Genomic DNA, 16,468 nt, shown 5'->3' with positions numbered 1-16,468 from the left:
AGCGCCGGCCTCAGGATGAGCCGAACGTTACTTGACGCGCTGGCCGGGTTTGGCGCCGCTATCCGGGCTCAAAAGGTAGATTTCCTCACCACCCGGGCCCGCCGCAAGGACCATGCCTTCCGATACGCCGAACTTCATCTTGCGAGCGGCGAGATTCGCGACATACAAGGTCAGGCGGCCTTCCAGCTTGCTGGGATCAGGGTACGCACTCTTGATGCCGGAGAAGACGTTGCGCTTCTCATCGCCAATGTCCAGTGTCAGGCGCAGCAGCTTGTCCGCACCTTCGACGAAGTCGCATTTTTCGATCAATGCAATGCGAAGGTCCACGGCTGCGAACGTATCGAAGTTGATTTCGGCAGCCAGCGGCTCCTTGGTCAATTCGCCGTTGCCCTGGGGCTTCGGGGCTTCGGCAGCGAGGTCTTCCTTGGACGCGTCGATCATGGCTTCGATTTTTGCAGGTTCTATACGGGTCATCAGGGGGCTAAAGGCGTTGAGGGGGTGGTTTGCGAGCAGGTCCTGATGGTCCGCCCAAGTAAGGGGGCTGACGTTCAGGAAGTTCTCTGCCGCTTCGGCAAGCTTGGGCAAAACGGGTTTGAGGAAGATCACCAACTGGCGGAAGAGGTTGATGCCGGTTGCGCAGATGGCCTGCACTTCGTCCTGCTTGCCCTCCTGCTTGTTGAGGGCCCAAGGCGCCATATCGGCGATCCACGCATTAGCGCGGTCCGCGAGCGCCATGATCTCACGCATGGCCCGCGCAAAATCGCGTTGCTCGTAGGCATCCGAAATACTCGGTGCTGCGGCCTGGAAGGCCGCCGTTAGCTCGGGTGCCGCATTGCTCGCTACCAGCACACCACCATTGCCCTTGTGAATGAAGCCTGCGCAGCGGCTGGCAATATTCACGACCTTCCCGACCAGGTCCGAATTGACCTTTTGTACAAAGTCTTCGAGGTTCAGGTCGAGGTCATCGACGCCTCGGCCAAGCTTGCTCGCGAAGTAGTAGCGCAGGTATTCCGGATTCAGATGGTTCAGATAGGTCCGGGCCTTGATGAAAGTGCCACGGGACTTGGACATCTTTTGCCCGTCGACGGTCAGGAAGCCATGAACGTTCAACGCCGTTGGCTTGCGATAGCCAGCGCCTTCGAGCATGGCCGGCCAGAACAGCGCATGGAAGTTCACGATGTCCTTGCCGATAAAGTGGTAGAGCTCAGCCGTCGATTCTTTCTTCCAGTACGCGTCGAAATCCAGGTCAGGTCGGCGATCACACAGGTTCTTGAAGCTCGCCATGTAACCGATTGGGGCGTCGAGCCATACGTAGAAATACTTGCCCGGCTCACCGGGAATCTCGAAGCCGAAGTAGGGCGCGTCGCGAGAGATATCCCACTCCTGCAAGCCCGCATCGAGCCATTCGGAAATCTTGTTCGCGACCGCGTCCTGCAGCGCGCCGCCACGTGTCCACTGTTTCAGCGTCTGGTCGAAGTCAGGCAGCTTGAAGAAGAAATGCTGGGACTCCTTGAGTACCGGTACTGCGCCCGAGATCGCGGAACGCGGATCCTTTAGTTCAGTTGGCGAGTAGGTCGCCCCGCACTTCTCGCAATTGTCGCCGTATTGGTCGGCAGCACCGCAGTTGGGGCAGGTGCCCTTGATGAAACGGTCGGCCAGGAACATGCCTTTTTCCGGGTCGAAATACTGTGTCACCGCGCGGTTGGCGATATGGCCAGCATTGCGCAGCGCCAGATAGATGGATTCCGAAAGCTCGCGGTTTTCCTGAGCATGTGTCGAGTGGAAGTTGTCGAAGTCGACCAGGAAGTCGGCAAAGTCCGTCGTGTGCTCGCCGCGAACGTTATCGATGAGCTGTTCTGGCGTGATGCCTTCCTTTTCGGCACGCAGCATGATGGCAGACCCGTGAGCGTCCGACGCACAGACGTACGTGCACTGGTTGCCGCGCATCTTTTGGAACCGCACCCAGATGTCGGTCTGGATGTACTCCACCATGTGCCCGAGGTGAATCGAGCCATTGGCATAGGGGAGGGCGCTGGTAACGAGTATCTGACGGGGTTCGGACATATCGGCGGGCAGTCACTGAATGCGAAGGGAAAGGGCATAACTATAAAGGATGCAGCGTTTACCGGGCCAGTCGGCCCACGAATGGTTGGGCCTCAATCGGCCGTGAACGGGCATCGCAATTCTGTGGCCTGGAAAGGCTGCTGATAAGATGCCCGAGCGATTTACATAACTTTCAGCTGGAGTCTTCATGAGTGTGATAAGCCGCGACGCGGTAGAAGCAACGCTTCGCCAATACATCGATCCCCATCTGGGGCAGGACCTCGTCAGTGCAGGTAGTCTGAAGGGCGTCGATATCGATGGCTCCCAGGTCAGGGTCGAGATCCAGCTTGGTTACGCTGCCGATCTCTTCCGTAACGGCCTGGCTCAGTTGCTAGAGGTCGCGCTCGAGAACATGGAGGGCGTGACACGCGCGAGTGTGTCGGTCATATGCAAGGTCGAGGCGCACAAGGCGCAGGATCAGGTTCCGGCACTCGGCAACGTGAAGAACGTTATTGCGGTCGCTTCGGGCAAAGGCGGTGTCGGGAAGTCGACCACCGCGGCCAATCTGGCGTTGGCGCTTGCACGCGAAGGCGCACGGGTAGGCATTCTCGACGCGGATATCTACGGGCCAAGCCTTGGCATCATGTTCGGTATTCCTGAGGGAACCCGCCCGCAAGTCAAGGACCAGAAGTACTTCATTCCGCTCGAAGCGCACGGCGTGCAGGTCATGTCGATGGCATTTCTGACGGATGACAACACGCCTGTCGTATGGCGTGGGCCGATGGTGTCCGGTGCACTGCTTCAGCTGGTCACACAAACGGCCTGGAATGATCTCGACTATCTGGTGATCGACATGCCGCCGGGCACCGGGGACATCCAGTTGACCCTGGCGCAGAAGGTACCGGTCGCGGGCGCTGTCATCGTAACGACACCGCAGGATCTGGCGCTCCTCGACGCAAAGAAAGGGGTCGAGATGTTTCGTAAGGTCAACATTCCTGTGCTGGGCGTTGTCGAGAACATGGCCGTGCATATCTGCTCAAACTGCGGACACGCTGAACATCTGTTTGGTGAAGGCGGTGGCGAAAAGCTGGCTTCGCAGTATGGCGTAGATCTGCTGGCTTCGCTTCCACTTTCCATGGCGATTCGGTTGCAGGCTGACAGCGGCAAGCCGACCGCTATTGCCGACACCGAAAGCCAGATTGCCATGATCTATCAGGAAACGGCCCGTCGCGTAGGTGCACGTATCGTCCAGGCAGGCCGCACCGCAGTCGCCATGCCGAACATCCAGATAAGCGATGACTGATGCGCGTATGGCGAATGTCTTACACTGCGCGTCCGAGAATAGCCATTACGCGGTCCTCTCCGGGCCGGTAAGATAGCCTCCATCAACTGCAGCACAGGACGTGCTCAGGTCGCTCATGGATGATACGCCACCGCCAGGAAGGCAGCCCGGTATGGATACTGGGAAGTGGTCGACAGAACCCGCTTCGGCGGGTTTTTTGTTGCCTATGGAAAAGTGCTTCGGCCGGCATTGCTTGGTTGAGCTCGATTGGATCGATTCGAGATTCGATGGGCGAGTGGTGGCTCGCTCGGTGATGTCCTGTTCGGTATTGGGACTGAACCTTTCTTGCGCCTGCGCTTGAGCCAACCGGCAAGACCGTAGCAGCAGCGCTGGCAACCGGACGTCGACCACCTATAGCGAATGTCTTACACGACGTGTCTGAGAACAGCCATTACGCTGCCTGTACCGGGCCAGTAAGATAGCCCCCATCAACTGCAGCACAGGGCGTGCTCAGGTCGCTCATGGATGATACGCCACCGCCAGGAAGGCAGCCCGGTATGGATACTGGGAAGTGGTCGGCAGAACCCGCTTTGGCGGGTTTTTTGTTGCCTATGGAAAAGTTGACGGTGTCACCTGCAATGCCCTGGATGGCGCAGCGCCAACTACGGCTTTCGCGCGACCATCACTGCTCGCATCGGGGCCGGCAGGCCTTCTACGGTCAGTGAGGTGTCGTCGGGGTCCAGGAAGTCGGGCAGGGATTGGTAACGCATCCACTCGGTGCTGCGTTGCTCATCCGTCCCGGTGACGCTGACGTCCACGCACCTTACGTCGACGAATCCCGCCCGACGCAGCCACAGCTCCAAGGCGGGCACCGATGGCAAAAACCAGACATTACGCATTTGTGCGTAGCGGTCTTCGGGAACGAGGACATCGTTCACCTGTCCGTCAATAACGAGTGTTTCGAGCACCAGTTCCCCCCCTTGGACGAGGCAGTCCTTCAGTTCAAGAAGGTGATCGATCGGCGAGCGACGGTGGTACAGGACGCCCATGGAAAAGACGGTGTCGAAGCCTTCGAGGCGCGGCGGCAGGTCTTCAAGGCCAATCGGAAGCTGCCAGGCCGGCTGTCCTGGTAACAAGCGGCACATGGCCTGGAATTGACAGAAAAAAAGCCAGTTCGGATCGATGCCCACCACCGTGTCGGCGCCCGCGCCCAGCATTCGCCACATGTAGTAGCCGTTACCGCAGCCAACATCGAGAATACGCTTGCCTGACAGGTCCAGATGCGGCGCAACACGTTTCCATTTCCAGTCCGACCTCCATTCCGTGTCCACATGAACTCCGAACAAATGGAAAGGGCCCTTCCTCCACGGGATGAGGCCCTTGAGAGCTGCCTCTAGCGCAGCGGTCTGTTCCGGTGTGGTTTTTCCAGTCAGTGTCAGGGATTCGGCCAGATCAATCTGGTCCGGAACCAACGTAGGAATAGCCTCAACCGCTGCCCGCCAGCGGGGCAGGTCACCGTGGCCGATGGCATATCGAGCGTTGTATTGATCCTGCAGCGTTGCGGCCCAGGCAGCGAGGGGCGTGCGCGAAAGTCGCGTCGCGAGAGGAGAAAAATCGATCATGGAAGGGCAATCAATGAGGCGAAGTTGAGGCACTGGAACCAGGGAATGACTCGGCTGAACCCTGCCGCCTGCAAGCGTACGGTATGTTGCTCGAGGCTATCGGGTTTCATGACGTTTTCGATGGCGGCACGTTTTTGTGCAATCTCGAGGTCGCTGTAGCCGTTGGCGCGCTTGAAGTCGAGGTGTAGCTCTGTGAGCAATGCCTGGTCTTCCGCGTTTTCGAAGCGGAGCTTTTCAGAAAGGATGAGGGCACCGCCTGGGTTCAGTGCCCGCCGCAGGCGCGTGAGCAGATCGGCGCGGTGTTCCGGCTCGATGAATTGCAGTGTGAAGTTCAGGGCGATGACCGATGCAGGAGCCAGGTCTACGTTAAGGATGTCGCCCAGCACGACGTCGACGGGGAGCAGCTCCTGAAACATCGTGTCTTGGGCTTTAAGGTACTCCCTGCAGCGCTCGACCATGGCAGAAGAGTTATCGACCGCGATCACGCGGCAACCCTCGGTACTGACATGCCTGCGCATCGCCTGTGTGACGGCCCCCAGCGAGGCGCCCAGATCATAGAGTGCGGTGTTGGGCTGGGCGAAGCGCGCCGTTAGTACCCCGATGTTTTCCACGATCGTGGGGTAACCCGGCACTGACCGTTTGATCATGTCCGGAAAAACGCGGACCACATCCTCGTTGAAGACAAAGTCCTGCACCCGTGTCAGCGGGTGGGCAAAAAGGCGGTCGGCATCCTCGTTCACGATGGGGCTCATGGTCGCTCAAAGGGTGCGCATTCTAACGAGTGCGAGGCGATCCCGGAATGCGCCTGGTAATCACTGGACTCGAAGCGTGCATTCCACAGACTGCGATGGCGGGCTATCCGACTCCCAGGGCCGCTGGTAGGCGAGGCGCAGGGTTGCGTCACCCGCTGTGGTCGCCTTGAACCGCCACGTGGACTGTCCATCTGCCCCGATCAGGCTGTCGCCTTTGGGGTTGCTGTACACCTCTGGGCCAAGGCTTTCCAGTTGTGGCGCCGCATCATCATGGATTACCCAGCGATAACCCGTGGTTGGGTTGCTGGGTAGGGATAGGATCAACATTTGTCCGCGGTCGAGTACGAGCGGGGCGCAGTTGCGGGTGTCGGCGCCATCAAGCGTGACGATGTCTGGATGCGAGGTGGTGCACGCGCCCAAGGCGAGTGCGAGCGGTGCCAACAGATAAAAGGTGCGCTTCATTTATGCTCCAGGATCGAGAGGCGGCAGTCCGGCATCGCCGGGCGGAGGGTGCATCGCTAAAACTTGGGCGAGTCGTGAAACGGGTCCTGAAAGGATAGGTGCTACGGGAGCTTTTTAGAACCGGGCAGGTTCTGGAATGCTTTATCGCCAAGTTGGAGTGCCGTTGTTCAAAGACTCGTTCAGTCAGCCTTGCTAGGCAAGGACAGCGCATGGTTTCGGGATCGCCAGCTATCTGCAGGTGCTGCCGAGCGGAGATGAGGGGGCTCAACTCGGGTAGACCGGACCCACACCGGCAAGATGCCAGCGTGGGTTGGGGGGGTGCATGGGCGCCGGTGGGGATCTCCTGGCTAAAGGCATTAGGTGCGTGAGGATGTCGGATGCGTCTCCGGCGGTGTGACGTCGAGTCCTTTCGCAAGCCAAAAGATCGCAAGGCCGATCAGTGCAGTAGCCGAGCCGACATAACCCGTCGAAGTCCAGCCCAGACCCGCGGTGATCGCAAGGCCGCCCAGCCAAGGCCCGAGCGCGTTGGCGATGTTGAAGGCAGCGTGGTTCGAAGCTGCGGCAAGCGTCTGAGCATCGGCCGCGACGTCCATCAGGCGCGTCTGCAATGCGGGGGAGAGCGCCACCATCGTGCCGATCAACACCGTTGCGGGCAGTATCGTCCATAACGAGTGCGCAGCGAATGGAAATGCCAATGTTACGAGCGCGCTCCAGCCGAGCAGCCAGGCTACCGAGCGGAATTGCATCCGATCGTACAGCCACCCACCGAAGATATTGCCGGCGATGCCTCCAACGCCGAACGCTGCAAGCCCGAAGGGGATCCAGCCCGGGTGTGCCTGCGTAACCTGCAGAAGTGTAGGCGCCAGGTAGCTAAAGACGCAGAACATGCCAGCGAAGCCGACCGAGCTGATCGCCAGGGCAAGCCAGACCTGCGCCCGGTTGAATGCGCGCAGCTCCTTGACCGGGTCGCTCCGCTTCTCATTCGACTGTACGGGCAGATAGAGGTACACCAGTACTACCGTCAATAGCGCAATCCCGGCGACAAGCGCGAAAGCGAATCGCCAGCTAAGCCATTGCCCGAGCAGCGTGGCCAGTGGATTCCCGATAAGCATCGCAGTCGTCAGTCCAAGCATGACCCTACTGACTGCCTTGGCACGTTGATTGGCCGGTACGAGGGAAGCAGCCACCAATGCCGCTACTCCGAAATAGGCACCGTGGGGCAGCCCAGCGATGAACCGGTAGACCATCAGTGAGTGGTAGCTTGGCGCGAGCGCGCTGGCCAGGTTGCCCAATGCGAAGAAAGCCATGAGCAGCAGAAGCAGGTGCCGCCGCAGCAAGCGCGCTCCGAGGATTGCCAGCAACGGAGCGCCGACGACTACACCCAGCGCATAGGAGCTGATGACATGCCCGACTTGCGGCTCGCTTATGCCAAGGCCGCTTGCGACATCAGGCATCAGTCCCATGATGGCGAACTCGCCGGTACCGATTGCGAAGCCGCCCACAGCAAGAGCGAATTCGATCAGCAATATGGCGCGTGGTGAAAGATGGGTGTGGCTTGGGGGATGCTGCATTGAGGGAGTTATCTATGACCAAATGAAGAAGCCGCCCATTATTCCACGTCAGAATCGGAAGTCCGCCCGGCGGTATGCAACGCGGCTTTCCTCATATGGAACGACCTTTCGGTTAAGGTGCGTGTCGTGCCGCGCTGCTGTGTTTCGAATTATCCCGAAACGGGCCTGTCATCTAGATGATGCCGCTACGCTTTGCGTCGGTCTTCAAATGGAAAGAGTAAGGAGTTTCCCTTCCATGGAGAATCCCTCCAATAGAACGATAAATCCGCCGGTGTTCTACACGGCGGGAGCCTTGATACTTGCCCTGGTGGTGTTTGCCGTGATGTCGCCGGAAACGGCGCAGGCCGGCTTCGGTGCGATCCAAGCGTGGATACTTACCAACGCAAGCTGGTTCTACATTCTGGTAGTCGCGATCATTCTGATCTGCGTCGTGTTTCTCGCGGTCAGCCGTTACGGCGATCTCAAGCTCGGCCCTGATCATAGCGAACCGGATTATCGTAGCCTCACCTGGTTCGCCATGCTGTTTTCAGCAGGCATGGGCATTGGCTTGATGTTCTTCGGCGTCGCAGAGCCCGTCATGCACTTCATTGGCCCACCGGTTGGAGAGGGCGGGAACGTAGACGCTGCGCGAGAGGCAATGAAGATCACGTTCTTCCATTGGGGCCTCCACGCATGGTCGATTTACGCAATTGTCGCCTTGATCCTCGCGTTCTTCAGCTATCGCCATAATTTGCCACTGACTCTTCGGTCCGCCCTTTACCCTCTGATTGGTGAGCGGATACACGGCCCTATAGGTCATGCGGTCGACATCTTCGCGATCATTGGTACCGTGCTGGGTGTTGCGACATCGCTCGGGCTAGGGGTCTCGCAGATCAACACGGGCCTCAATTACCTGTTCGGTCTGCCTGTATCGGTACCGGTACAGATCGGTCTGATCATCGGGACATGTGCCCTCGCCACGCTTTCGGTTGCGACCGGCCTGGACAAGGGCATCCGGATCCTGTCTGAGACAAATTTGGCCCTCGCCGTCATATTGATGATCTTCGTGCTCATACTTGGGCCGACTGTTTTCCTGCTGCAGGTCTTCGTGCAGAACACCGGCAGCTATCTGTCGGAAATCGTCAGCATGACGTTCAATCTGTATGCCTACCAGCCAACCGACTGGATCGGCGGCTGGACGCTGTTCTATTGGGGATGGTGGATCGCATGGTCGCCATTCGTCGGTATGTTCATCGCGCGCATTTCGCGCGGCCGGACGATTCGCCAGTTCGTCTGCGGCGTCCTGTTCGTGCCAGCAGGCTTCACCATGCTTTGGATGACGGTGTTCGGCGATACGGCGATCCATTTCATTCTGGTCGAAGGGTTGACGTCACTCGCAGAGGCGGTTGATCAGGACAGCTCTGTTGCACTGTTCGCTTTCCTGCATCAGCTACCGCTCAGCGCTATCGTTTCCACGATTGCCGTTTTGATGGTTGTCGTCTTCTTCGTCACCTCTGCAGACTCCGGTGCGCTGGTCGTCGATCTGCTAGCTTCGGGCGGGCAATCCGAGACGCCGGTGTGGCAGCGTATCTTCTGGTCGACTCTAATGGGTGTAGTTGCAATCGCGCTGCTATTGGCCGATGGCCTGAAAGCGTTGCAGACCGCTACGATCGCGAGTGCATTGCCTTTCTCCATCATCCTGCTCCTGGCGATCTGGGGCCTGTTCAAGGCGCTCAACCTGGATTCAGCGAAGCGTGCATTGCGCTACCAGGCGTTGGCGCTTTCCAGCACGCCGGGCTCGGGTGGCGAGGGCTGGCAGCGTCGGCTGCGCAACATGGTCATGATGCCGCGTCGAAACCATGTGATCCGCTTCATCGACGACACGGTCGTGCCTGCGTTCGAAGCAGTCGCCGAGGAGTTGCGCAAGCAGGGCTACGAAGTGGAAGTCAAAAAGGACGATGAGAGTAATAACGCGTCTTTGGAGATCAGGCATGGTGATGAGCTGGACTTCCTGTATACCGTGAAGCCACGCGCCTACATCCAGCCGTCTTTCGCCCTTCGCGATCGCGATCAGGACCGTGAAGAGCGTAAGTACTTCCGAGCCGAGGTCCACTTGCGCGAAGGTGGGCAGGATTACGACATCATGGGTTGGAGCACCAATGGCGTCATTGGCGACGTACTGGATCAGTACGAACGCCATCGGTACTACATTCACGTCACTCGTTAACAGCTGAGCGAGGGTCGAAAGCGATCCTCTCTGGAACAAGCTGTCTAGATGCGAATGAAGTGCATTTATCAGGCCGCGAGCGTATACTCGCGGCCTGTTTTCGTTCTGAGGTCGTCGTGATGGTCAAGCGTCGGTTCGAGAGGCAACGCGGATGGTTACGCGGTGCATTTCTGGCGTGCGGGTTGATGACGGGCACCGCGTTCGCCGACCCGGTAACGCTGACGCTCTATAACGGCCAGCACGAAGCGACGGGTGTCGCAATTGCCAAGGCGTTCGAAGAAAAAACTGGCATCAAGGTGAAGATCCGCAAGGGTGGCGGCGGCCAGTTGGCCAATCAGATCGCCGTTGAAAGAGAGCGATCTCCGGCTGACATCATCTACACCGAGGAAGCGCCGCCGTTGATCAAGCTGGCTCAGCAAGGCCTGCTGGCCAAGGTCGACGACGCCACATTAGCGCAGGTCGACCCACGGCAGTCAGACTCGCAGGGCTACTGGCTCGGTATCACTGCCCGTGCTCGTGTGCTTGCTTACAATCCGGAGTTGATCGCCCAGGATGAGCTTCCGGAGCATGTCCTCGATGTAGCGTCGCCCGACTGGAACGGCAAGGTTGCGTTTGTGCCGAGCTCCGGTGAATTCCTTGGGCAGACCGCAGCCGTTATTCGTCTTGAGGGGCGTGATGCGGCTGAAGAATGGCTAACCGGCCTCAAGGCGTTTGGTTCCAGCTATATGAACAATGTTACCGCCATGAAAGCGGTCGAGAACGGCGAAGTGGCGGCAGCGCTGGTCAACAGCTACTACTGGATGGCGCTGCGCAAGGAAAAGGGCGAGCTCAAGTCCAAGCTGCACTATTTCGCGGCGGGTGACGCAGGCGGTCTGGTCAGCGTCTCCGGTGCAGCCGTCGTCAAGACAACCAAACATCCTGCCGAGGCGCAGGCGTTTCTGGCTTTCATGGTCAGCGAAGCAGGGCAGCGCGCCATTCTGACCCAGTCTGCCGAATACCCGATGAATCCGAAGGTCTCCGCGGATCCATTGCTCAAACCCTACGGGGAGTTGCAACCGCCACAGCTGACGCCAGCGGAAATCGGATTGGCGGAGGATGCGCTGGATCTGGAACGGGAAGTTGGCCTGAACTGACATGCTGACGACGGCTGGGGAATTGCCTCAAGCGGGGGCGCGCAATAGCCGGCGCGCTGCGCCTTTTTGGCTACAGCTGCCCGTTGCCCTGGTTGCGCTTGTGGCTGCGCTACCGCTTGTGTTCATCGCTGCCCGCACCTGGGAGTCGGGATGGGCCTATGCATGGCATCTCCTGTGGCGGCCCTTTGTTGGGCAATTGCTCCTCAATACATTGGCGCTAATGGTTCTGGTCACGTTCTTCTGTGCGGCGATCGGTTTACTGTTGGCCTGGTGCATGACGCGGTCGGATATCAAGGGCCGTCGTCAGTGGAACGTCCTGCTCTGCCTGCCATTTGCCATCCCTGCGTTTGTCAGCAGCTTCACCTGGGTCTCCATCAGTCCGGCTTTCGAAGGGCTGTGGGGCGCCGTCCTCGTCATGACGCTTGCCAAATATCCGGTGGTCTACCTTCCCGTAGCGGCCGCGCTCCGTAGCATTGATGCGTCGCTGGAGGAGTCGGCTCGAATGCTCGGTTATCGTCGCGCCGAGGCGTTCTGGAAGGTTACGTTCCCCTTGCTGCGTCCGACCTTGTTGGCCACTAGCCTGCTCGTGGCATTGCATATGCTGATCGAGTTCGCGGCCCTGTCCATCCTGCGTTTCCAGACATTCACGACTGCGATCTATCAGCAATTCGAACTGGAGTTCAGCAATACCCATGCAGCCATGTTGTCCGCCGTGCTTTTGGCACTGTGTCTGGTCTTGCTTTGGCTTGAGCTTAGACTGCGCGGACGCGGATTTACCCGGACTGGGCAGGGTGTCGCGCGGCAGAGTGCACCGATCGATCTCGGCGCATGGCAGTGGCCATTGCAGGCAGTGCTTGGTCTCCTGGTCACGTTGGGCTGCCTGATTCCACTGGTCATGCTGGGGTATTGGATTGAGGAGGGGGCATCGTCGCGCCTCCAACTGGAGCGTGTCGGGGAGACGCTCAGCGCCTCGCTGTATCTTGCATTCGGAGGGGCACTGCTTAGCTGCGTGCTGGCGTTGCCCGTCGGGCTTGTCGTGGTCCGCTATCGAGGTCGAATCGCCAAGGTCGCGGATCGGCTTCCGTATCTGCTGCAGGCGGTGCCTGGGCTCGTCATTGCGCTGTCGCTGGTGTTCATCGCATTGGCCTACGTGCCATCGCTGTACCAGACGACAGTATTGCTTCTCGTCGCCTATGCGCTGCTGTTTTTGCCGATGGCACAGGCTCCCATCCGCACAGCCCTCGAGAAAGCGGCTCCGCAGCTTGAGGAAGCTGCACAAACGCTGGGTTGCCGCCCATTCATGGCGTTTCTGAAAGTCACGCTTCCCATTATCTTCCCGGCCGTCGCGGCAGGTTTTGTCCTGGTATTTCTCGACACCTTGAAGGAGCTCACGGCTACTCTGGTGCTTGGCCCTACTGGGCTCGATACTCTGGCCACTGCATTCTGGTCGCATACGGCGGTGCTCGAGTATGGTGCCGCAGCGCCGTACGCCGCGCTCATCGTCCTGGTATCCGGTGTACCGGTGTACTTGATGACCGCCCGCCAAATGCGCGCTCCTGCGGTATCGAACGTTGCTACGCCATCCGTTCGGTGGCAGCGCGAGCGCTGATATGTCACAGGCCCTGGCCGATTCATCGCCATGACGATCCATTTACGTTCGGATACTCTTCGGGCCCGTCTGGCGACTCGTTCCGACCAGGCCTGTGCGTATAAGCACCGTTCGTTCGTGTGAAGGAGCAATCCCGATGAAGTTTTCTCGCAGACAAGTACTGGCTGGCGTCGCTGGGCTGGGAGTCGTCGGCGTAGGTGCGGGAGGCGCTCGATATTGGCTAGGGCGCCCTTCGGAAGCCACCACGCACGATTACGAGCTCATCGCAGCGCCCGTCGACCTTGAGCTGGTCGCAGGGCACCGTACGAGCGCTTGGGCCTACAATGGCCAGGTGCCCGGCACCGAGCTCAGGGCACGACAGGGCGATTGGCTACGGGTCCGTTTCATTAACAAGCTCGATCAGGAAACGACCATCCACTGGCACGGCATCCGCCTACCGCTTGAAATGGACGGTGTTCCCTATGTGTCACAAGCGCCAGTCCAGCCCGGGGAGTACTTCGACTATCGATTCCAGCTGCACGATGCGGGCAGTTTCTGGTATCACCCCCATACGACCAGTAGCGAGCAGCTCGGGCGCGGCCTCGTGGGAACGCTCATCGTGGATGAGCGTGAGCCGACGGGCTTCGTCGAAGAACGCTCGCTGACTTTAAAAAGCTGGCATGTGGACCGGGAGGGCGCATTTACGGCGTTCAGTGTCCCGCGTGAGGCGGCACGTGATGGTACGCGGGGGCGCCTGACGACAGTCAATGGCGCACCGGTTCCGATAATCGAGTTGCCAATTGGCAAGGTCGTTCGGCTGCGCCTGTTCAATCTCGACAACACAGTGACATATCGCCTCAACTTGGACGATATCGAGGCACGGATCTACGCGATCGATGGTAACCCGGTCCCGCCGCGGGCGTTCGAGGGGGACTACTGGCTAGGGCCGGGCATGCGCCTCGATCTTGGCGTGTGCATGACTGAGGAAAGCGAGATCCCCCTCAAGAATGGGCCGCTGCGGCTCGCCACCTTCAAGGGAGTGATGGCGGGCGAGCAGGCCGAGCCGAGTTGGCCCAAGGCGATCCCACCCAATCCAATTTCGGCCCCGGATATATCGAAGGCTGAAGTGATACGGTTCAACTTCGAATGGTCGGCTACGCTGGCAAGCGCCAATGACCAGGGCCCTGCCAAGTACTGGCAAATCAACGGAGAGGCGTGGGACATCAATGACAAGTCCTGTGCCGATCGCCCAATTGCAACTTTGAAGCTAGGTAGCCACTATATTCTCGAGTTGCGCAATATGGCCCAGTACCTGCACCCGATCCACCTCCACGGGATGACGTTCAAGGTCATTTCATCGAACAAGCAGAAGATCGAACCGTACTACACCGACACTTACCTGCTTGGAAAGAACGAGACGGCCAGGGTGGCTCTGGTCGCGGATAACCCGGGTGTCTGGATGTTCCACTGTCATGTGGTCGACCATATGGAGACCGGCCTCATGGCCGCGATTGCAGTCGTCTAATGAAGCGTCCAGTCATCATCGATCGAAGCGGAGATGAGCACTTCATGCAGGAGGCACTGGCCCTTGCGGCGAAGGGCGCAGCGCTGGGCGAGGTTCCAGTCGGCGCCGTACTCGTGAAAGACGGTGAGATTCTTGGTCGTGGGTTCAACCGCCCCATTTCGGGCCATGACCCGAGTGCGCATGCGGAGATGGTGGCCATCCGGGACGCAGCGGCGCAGGTTTCAAATTACCGACTTCCAGGTAGCACGCTCTATGTCACGCTTGAGCCTTGCAGCATGTGTGCGGGACTGATCGTCCATGCACGCGTCCAGCGAGTGGTGTATGCGGCAACGGAGCCACGTGCGGGCGCAGCTGTCAGCCAGGGCCGCTTCTTCCAGCAGGCCTATCTGAATCATCGCGTTCTCGTAGAGGGCGGGCTGCTGGCGGATGCCGCGAGCGAAATGCTCAAAGCCTTCTTCAGGATCCGACGAGGATAGCCCGCACTCAAAGCGGCGGACTGGGCTCCTGAGCAGGCTTCTCCTTGGATACCCCGGGCGCATGAAGGCCGCTTTCCGCAAGGCGGTTACCTTCCATCTGAGGCTGCGTAACCCACGTCAAGATGTCGTAATAGCGTCGCACGTTACGGACAAAAGCGACCGTTTCTCCACCACGTGCGTACCCGTAGCGCGTCTTGCTGTACCACTGCTTCTGCGCGAGGCGCGGCAGCATCCTGCTGACATCGACCCACTTGTTCGGATCAAGGCCCTCGGCCTCTGCAAGCTTGCGTGCATCGGCGAGATGCGCGATTCCAATGTTATAGGCGGCCAGCGCGAACCAGGTGCGGTCTGGCTCCGTTAGGTCCTCCGTCAGCCCGTCACGGATCATGGCAAAGTATTTGCCGCCGCCCCGGATGCTCTGCTTTGGATCGAGGCGATCCGAGACGCCGACGGCCTGCGCGGTATCCAGGGTCAACATCATGAGGCCGCGAACGCCGGTCTTTGACGTGGCGGTCGGGTGCCAGAGCGATTCCTGGTAGCCGATCGCAGCCAGGAGGCGCCAATCGACGCCATTGGCCTGAGCGGCCTGGCGGAAATGCTGCTCATATTTCGGCAGGCGTTGCTGGAGGTGCTGCGCGAAGGTATAAGCGCCCACATAACCGAGAACGTCCACATGGCCGTAGTAGCGTTGTGTGAGCCGCTCAAGCAGGTCCTTCTTGCGCGCTTCATGGATAAAGCGATTGATGGCGTCCAGTAAGCTTCGGTCTTCACCGGCAGCAACTGCCCAGCTCAAGCCGAGCGGCTCGCCCAGATCGAAAGCGACCCGGACCTTGGAGAAGTAAACCTGATTCATGGCCAATTCGTTGGAGTCAACCAGGGTCAGGTCGATCTGGCCTTCGTCTACCATCCGTAAAAGATCGACGACTTCAACTTCGTCCGACTCTTCCCAAGCCAGATCCGGTAACGTTTCCTTCAATGCAGCCAATTGCTCGGCGTGGCTGGAGCCCTTTGGCACCATGATGCGCTTGCCAAGTAGGTCCTTGACCTGAATAGGCCGCGGTTGGCCCTCCCGATAAATGGCCTGCGGTGTGATTTCGAGATAAGTGTCGGAGAACTGGGCCTGTGCCTGGCGCCCCGGTGTGCTGACCAGGCCGGCAGCGGCAAGCACCGGTCCCTTCTCCGCGCCCAAACGGGTGAAGAGGGAATCGAAGTTCTCGGCGGTCTCGATTTCGAGCTTTACGCCCAGCTCGTCTGCGAAGCGCTTCACCAACTCGTATTCGAAACCGGTCTCCCCGCTACGATCCTGGAAGTAGGTAGCAGGGCTGTTTCGAGTGATGACGCGCAGGACTCCCTCCTCCTGAACACGCTCGAGTGTAGTGGGCTGGGCCGGTTGGCTGCACCCGACGAGCAACAGGAAGATCCCGATCGCCATTGACACGATGGCACGACGTGAACGGAGCACGGTTAGGGCAAACATCGGCGCAGTATACGCAAACGTCCTATGACTCCACACCTCGGCGCGCTTGGCTTTGTGCGCCAGTCAGGGATCCGCCTGTATGAAAGTAGCGCCTGCGCAGCAGAGCGAGCGAAGCCCGCAGCGTTTGGGACGCCGCTTTGCGCTTGCCGTGTCGCCCAGGATGCACATTCAGCGGGGCAGGCTGCGTGTCTGTACGCTTTGGGTTAGAATGCGCGGCCTTTCAGACCGTATGGAACGCCGTTGCCCATGACCCGGACATCGGAGCCATTCTCGAACGCAGCGACGCGCATCGATCGGCCGTCAACGCGGCGCGCCTTTCCATGCTGCGCTC

12 protein-coding genes are annotated in these 16,468 nt (G+C 59.4%); 6 read left to right on the top strand and 6 right to left on the bottom strand.

Translation table 11 applies throughout. From position 1 onward, the window contains the following. Positions 1 to 27: 27 nt before the first annotated feature. Entirely contained in the window at positions 28 to 2,064 is a 2,037-nt protein-coding gene (metG, locus tag ACY8D3_RS12250; protein WP_462379058.1) for a methionine--tRNA ligase, read from the bottom strand. Positions 2,065 to 2,251: 187 nt separating this feature from the next. On the opposite strand from metG, the gene apbC reads away from it, so the two are divergent. Continuing rightward, positions 2,252 to 3,346: an iron-sulfur cluster carrier protein ApbC gene (gene apbC / locus ACY8D3_RS12245; RefSeq protein ID WP_462379057.1), complete on the top strand. Its 1,095-nt coding sequence runs from the start codon at positions 2,252 to 2,254 to the stop codon at positions 3,344 to 3,346. A gap of 641 nt (positions 3,347 to 3,987) precedes the next feature. Here apbC and cmoB read toward each other — a convergent pair. The 4 genes from cmoB to ACY8D3_RS12225 all read right to left on the bottom strand — a co-directional run bounded on the left by cmoB (position 3,988) and on the right by ACY8D3_RS12225 (position 7,732). Then, complete coding sequence (gene cmoB, locus ACY8D3_RS12240; protein ID WP_462379056.1) at positions 3,988 to 4,947, bottom strand: tRNA 5-methoxyuridine(34)/uridine 5-oxyacetic acid(34) synthase CmoB; 960 nt, start codon at positions 4,945 to 4,947, stop codon at positions 3,988 to 3,990. Beyond that, positions 4,944 to 5,699 carry a carboxy-S-adenosyl-L-methionine synthase CmoA gene (gene cmoA, locus ACY8D3_RS12235; RefSeq protein WP_462379055.1) on the bottom strand — a complete coding sequence of 252 codons (756 nt, stop codon included), beginning with the start codon at positions 5,697 to 5,699 and terminating at the stop codon, positions 4,944 to 4,946. Before cmoA ends, cmoB begins: the two co-directional genes overlap by 4 nt. A gap of 60 nt (positions 5,700 to 5,759) precedes the next feature. Continuing rightward, positions 5,760 to 6,161, bottom strand: a complete 402-nt coding sequence (locus tag ACY8D3_RS12230) for a protease inhibitor I42 family protein (protein ID WP_462379054.1) — start codon at positions 6,159 to 6,161, stop codon at positions 5,760 to 5,762. 356 nt (positions 6,162 to 6,517) lie between these two features. Continuing rightward, positions 6,518 to 7,732: an MFS transporter gene (locus ACY8D3_RS12225; RefSeq protein ID WP_462379053.1), complete on the bottom strand. Its 1,215-nt coding sequence runs from the start codon at positions 7,730 to 7,732 to the stop codon at positions 6,518 to 6,520. 235 nt (positions 7,733 to 7,967) lie between these two features. Here ACY8D3_RS12225 and ACY8D3_RS12220 point away from each other — a divergent pair, with 235 nt between their 5' ends. The 5 genes from ACY8D3_RS12220 (at position 7,968) to tadA (ending at position 14,660) form a co-directional block, all read left to right on the top strand. Next, on the top strand, positions 7,968 to 9,938 hold the full coding sequence (locus ACY8D3_RS12220; protein WP_462379052.1) for a BCCT family transporter: 1,971 nt from the start codon (positions 7,968 to 7,970) through the stop codon (positions 9,936 to 9,938). A 185-nt stretch (positions 9,939 to 10,123) separates the two neighbouring features. Beyond that, positions 10,124 to 11,071, top strand: coding sequence for an extracellular solute-binding protein (locus tag ACY8D3_RS12215; protein WP_462379051.1), 948 nt, complete (start codon positions 10,124 to 10,126; stop codon positions 11,069 to 11,071). Position 11,072: 1 nt separating this feature from the next. Further along, a complete protein-coding gene (locus ACY8D3_RS12210) occupies positions 11,073 to 12,680 on the top strand; it encodes an ABC transporter permease (RefSeq protein WP_462379050.1) in 1,608 nt (535 codons plus the stop codon). 136 nt (positions 12,681 to 12,816) lie between these two features. Then, a complete protein-coding gene (locus ACY8D3_RS12205) occupies positions 12,817 to 14,184 on the top strand; it encodes a multicopper oxidase family protein (RefSeq protein WP_462379049.1) in 1,368 nt (455 codons plus the stop codon). Then, the gene (tadA, locus tag ACY8D3_RS12200; RefSeq protein ID WP_462379048.1) at positions 14,184 to 14,660 is read left to right on the top strand and encodes a tRNA adenosine(34) deaminase TadA; all 477 of its coding nucleotides are present in this window, start codon (positions 14,184 to 14,186) and stop codon (positions 14,658 to 14,660) included. Before ACY8D3_RS12205 ends, tadA begins: the two co-directional genes overlap by 1 nt. Before the next feature lie 7 nt (positions 14,661 to 14,667). On the opposite strand, the gene mltF is transcribed toward tadA, so the two are convergent. Continuing rightward, on the bottom strand, positions 14,668 to 16,137 hold the full coding sequence (gene mltF, locus ACY8D3_RS12195) for a membrane-bound lytic murein transglycosylase MltF (protein ID WP_462379047.1): 1,470 nt from the start codon (positions 16,135 to 16,137) through the stop codon (positions 14,668 to 14,670). Between the last annotated feature and the right edge of the window lie 331 nt (positions 16,138 to 16,468).

The organism is Pseudomonas sp. Marseille-QA0892, assembly GCF_054950135.1.
The sequence above is the reverse complement of the archived record's forward strand: the minus strand, read 5'-3'. Positions and strand labels throughout refer to the sequence as shown.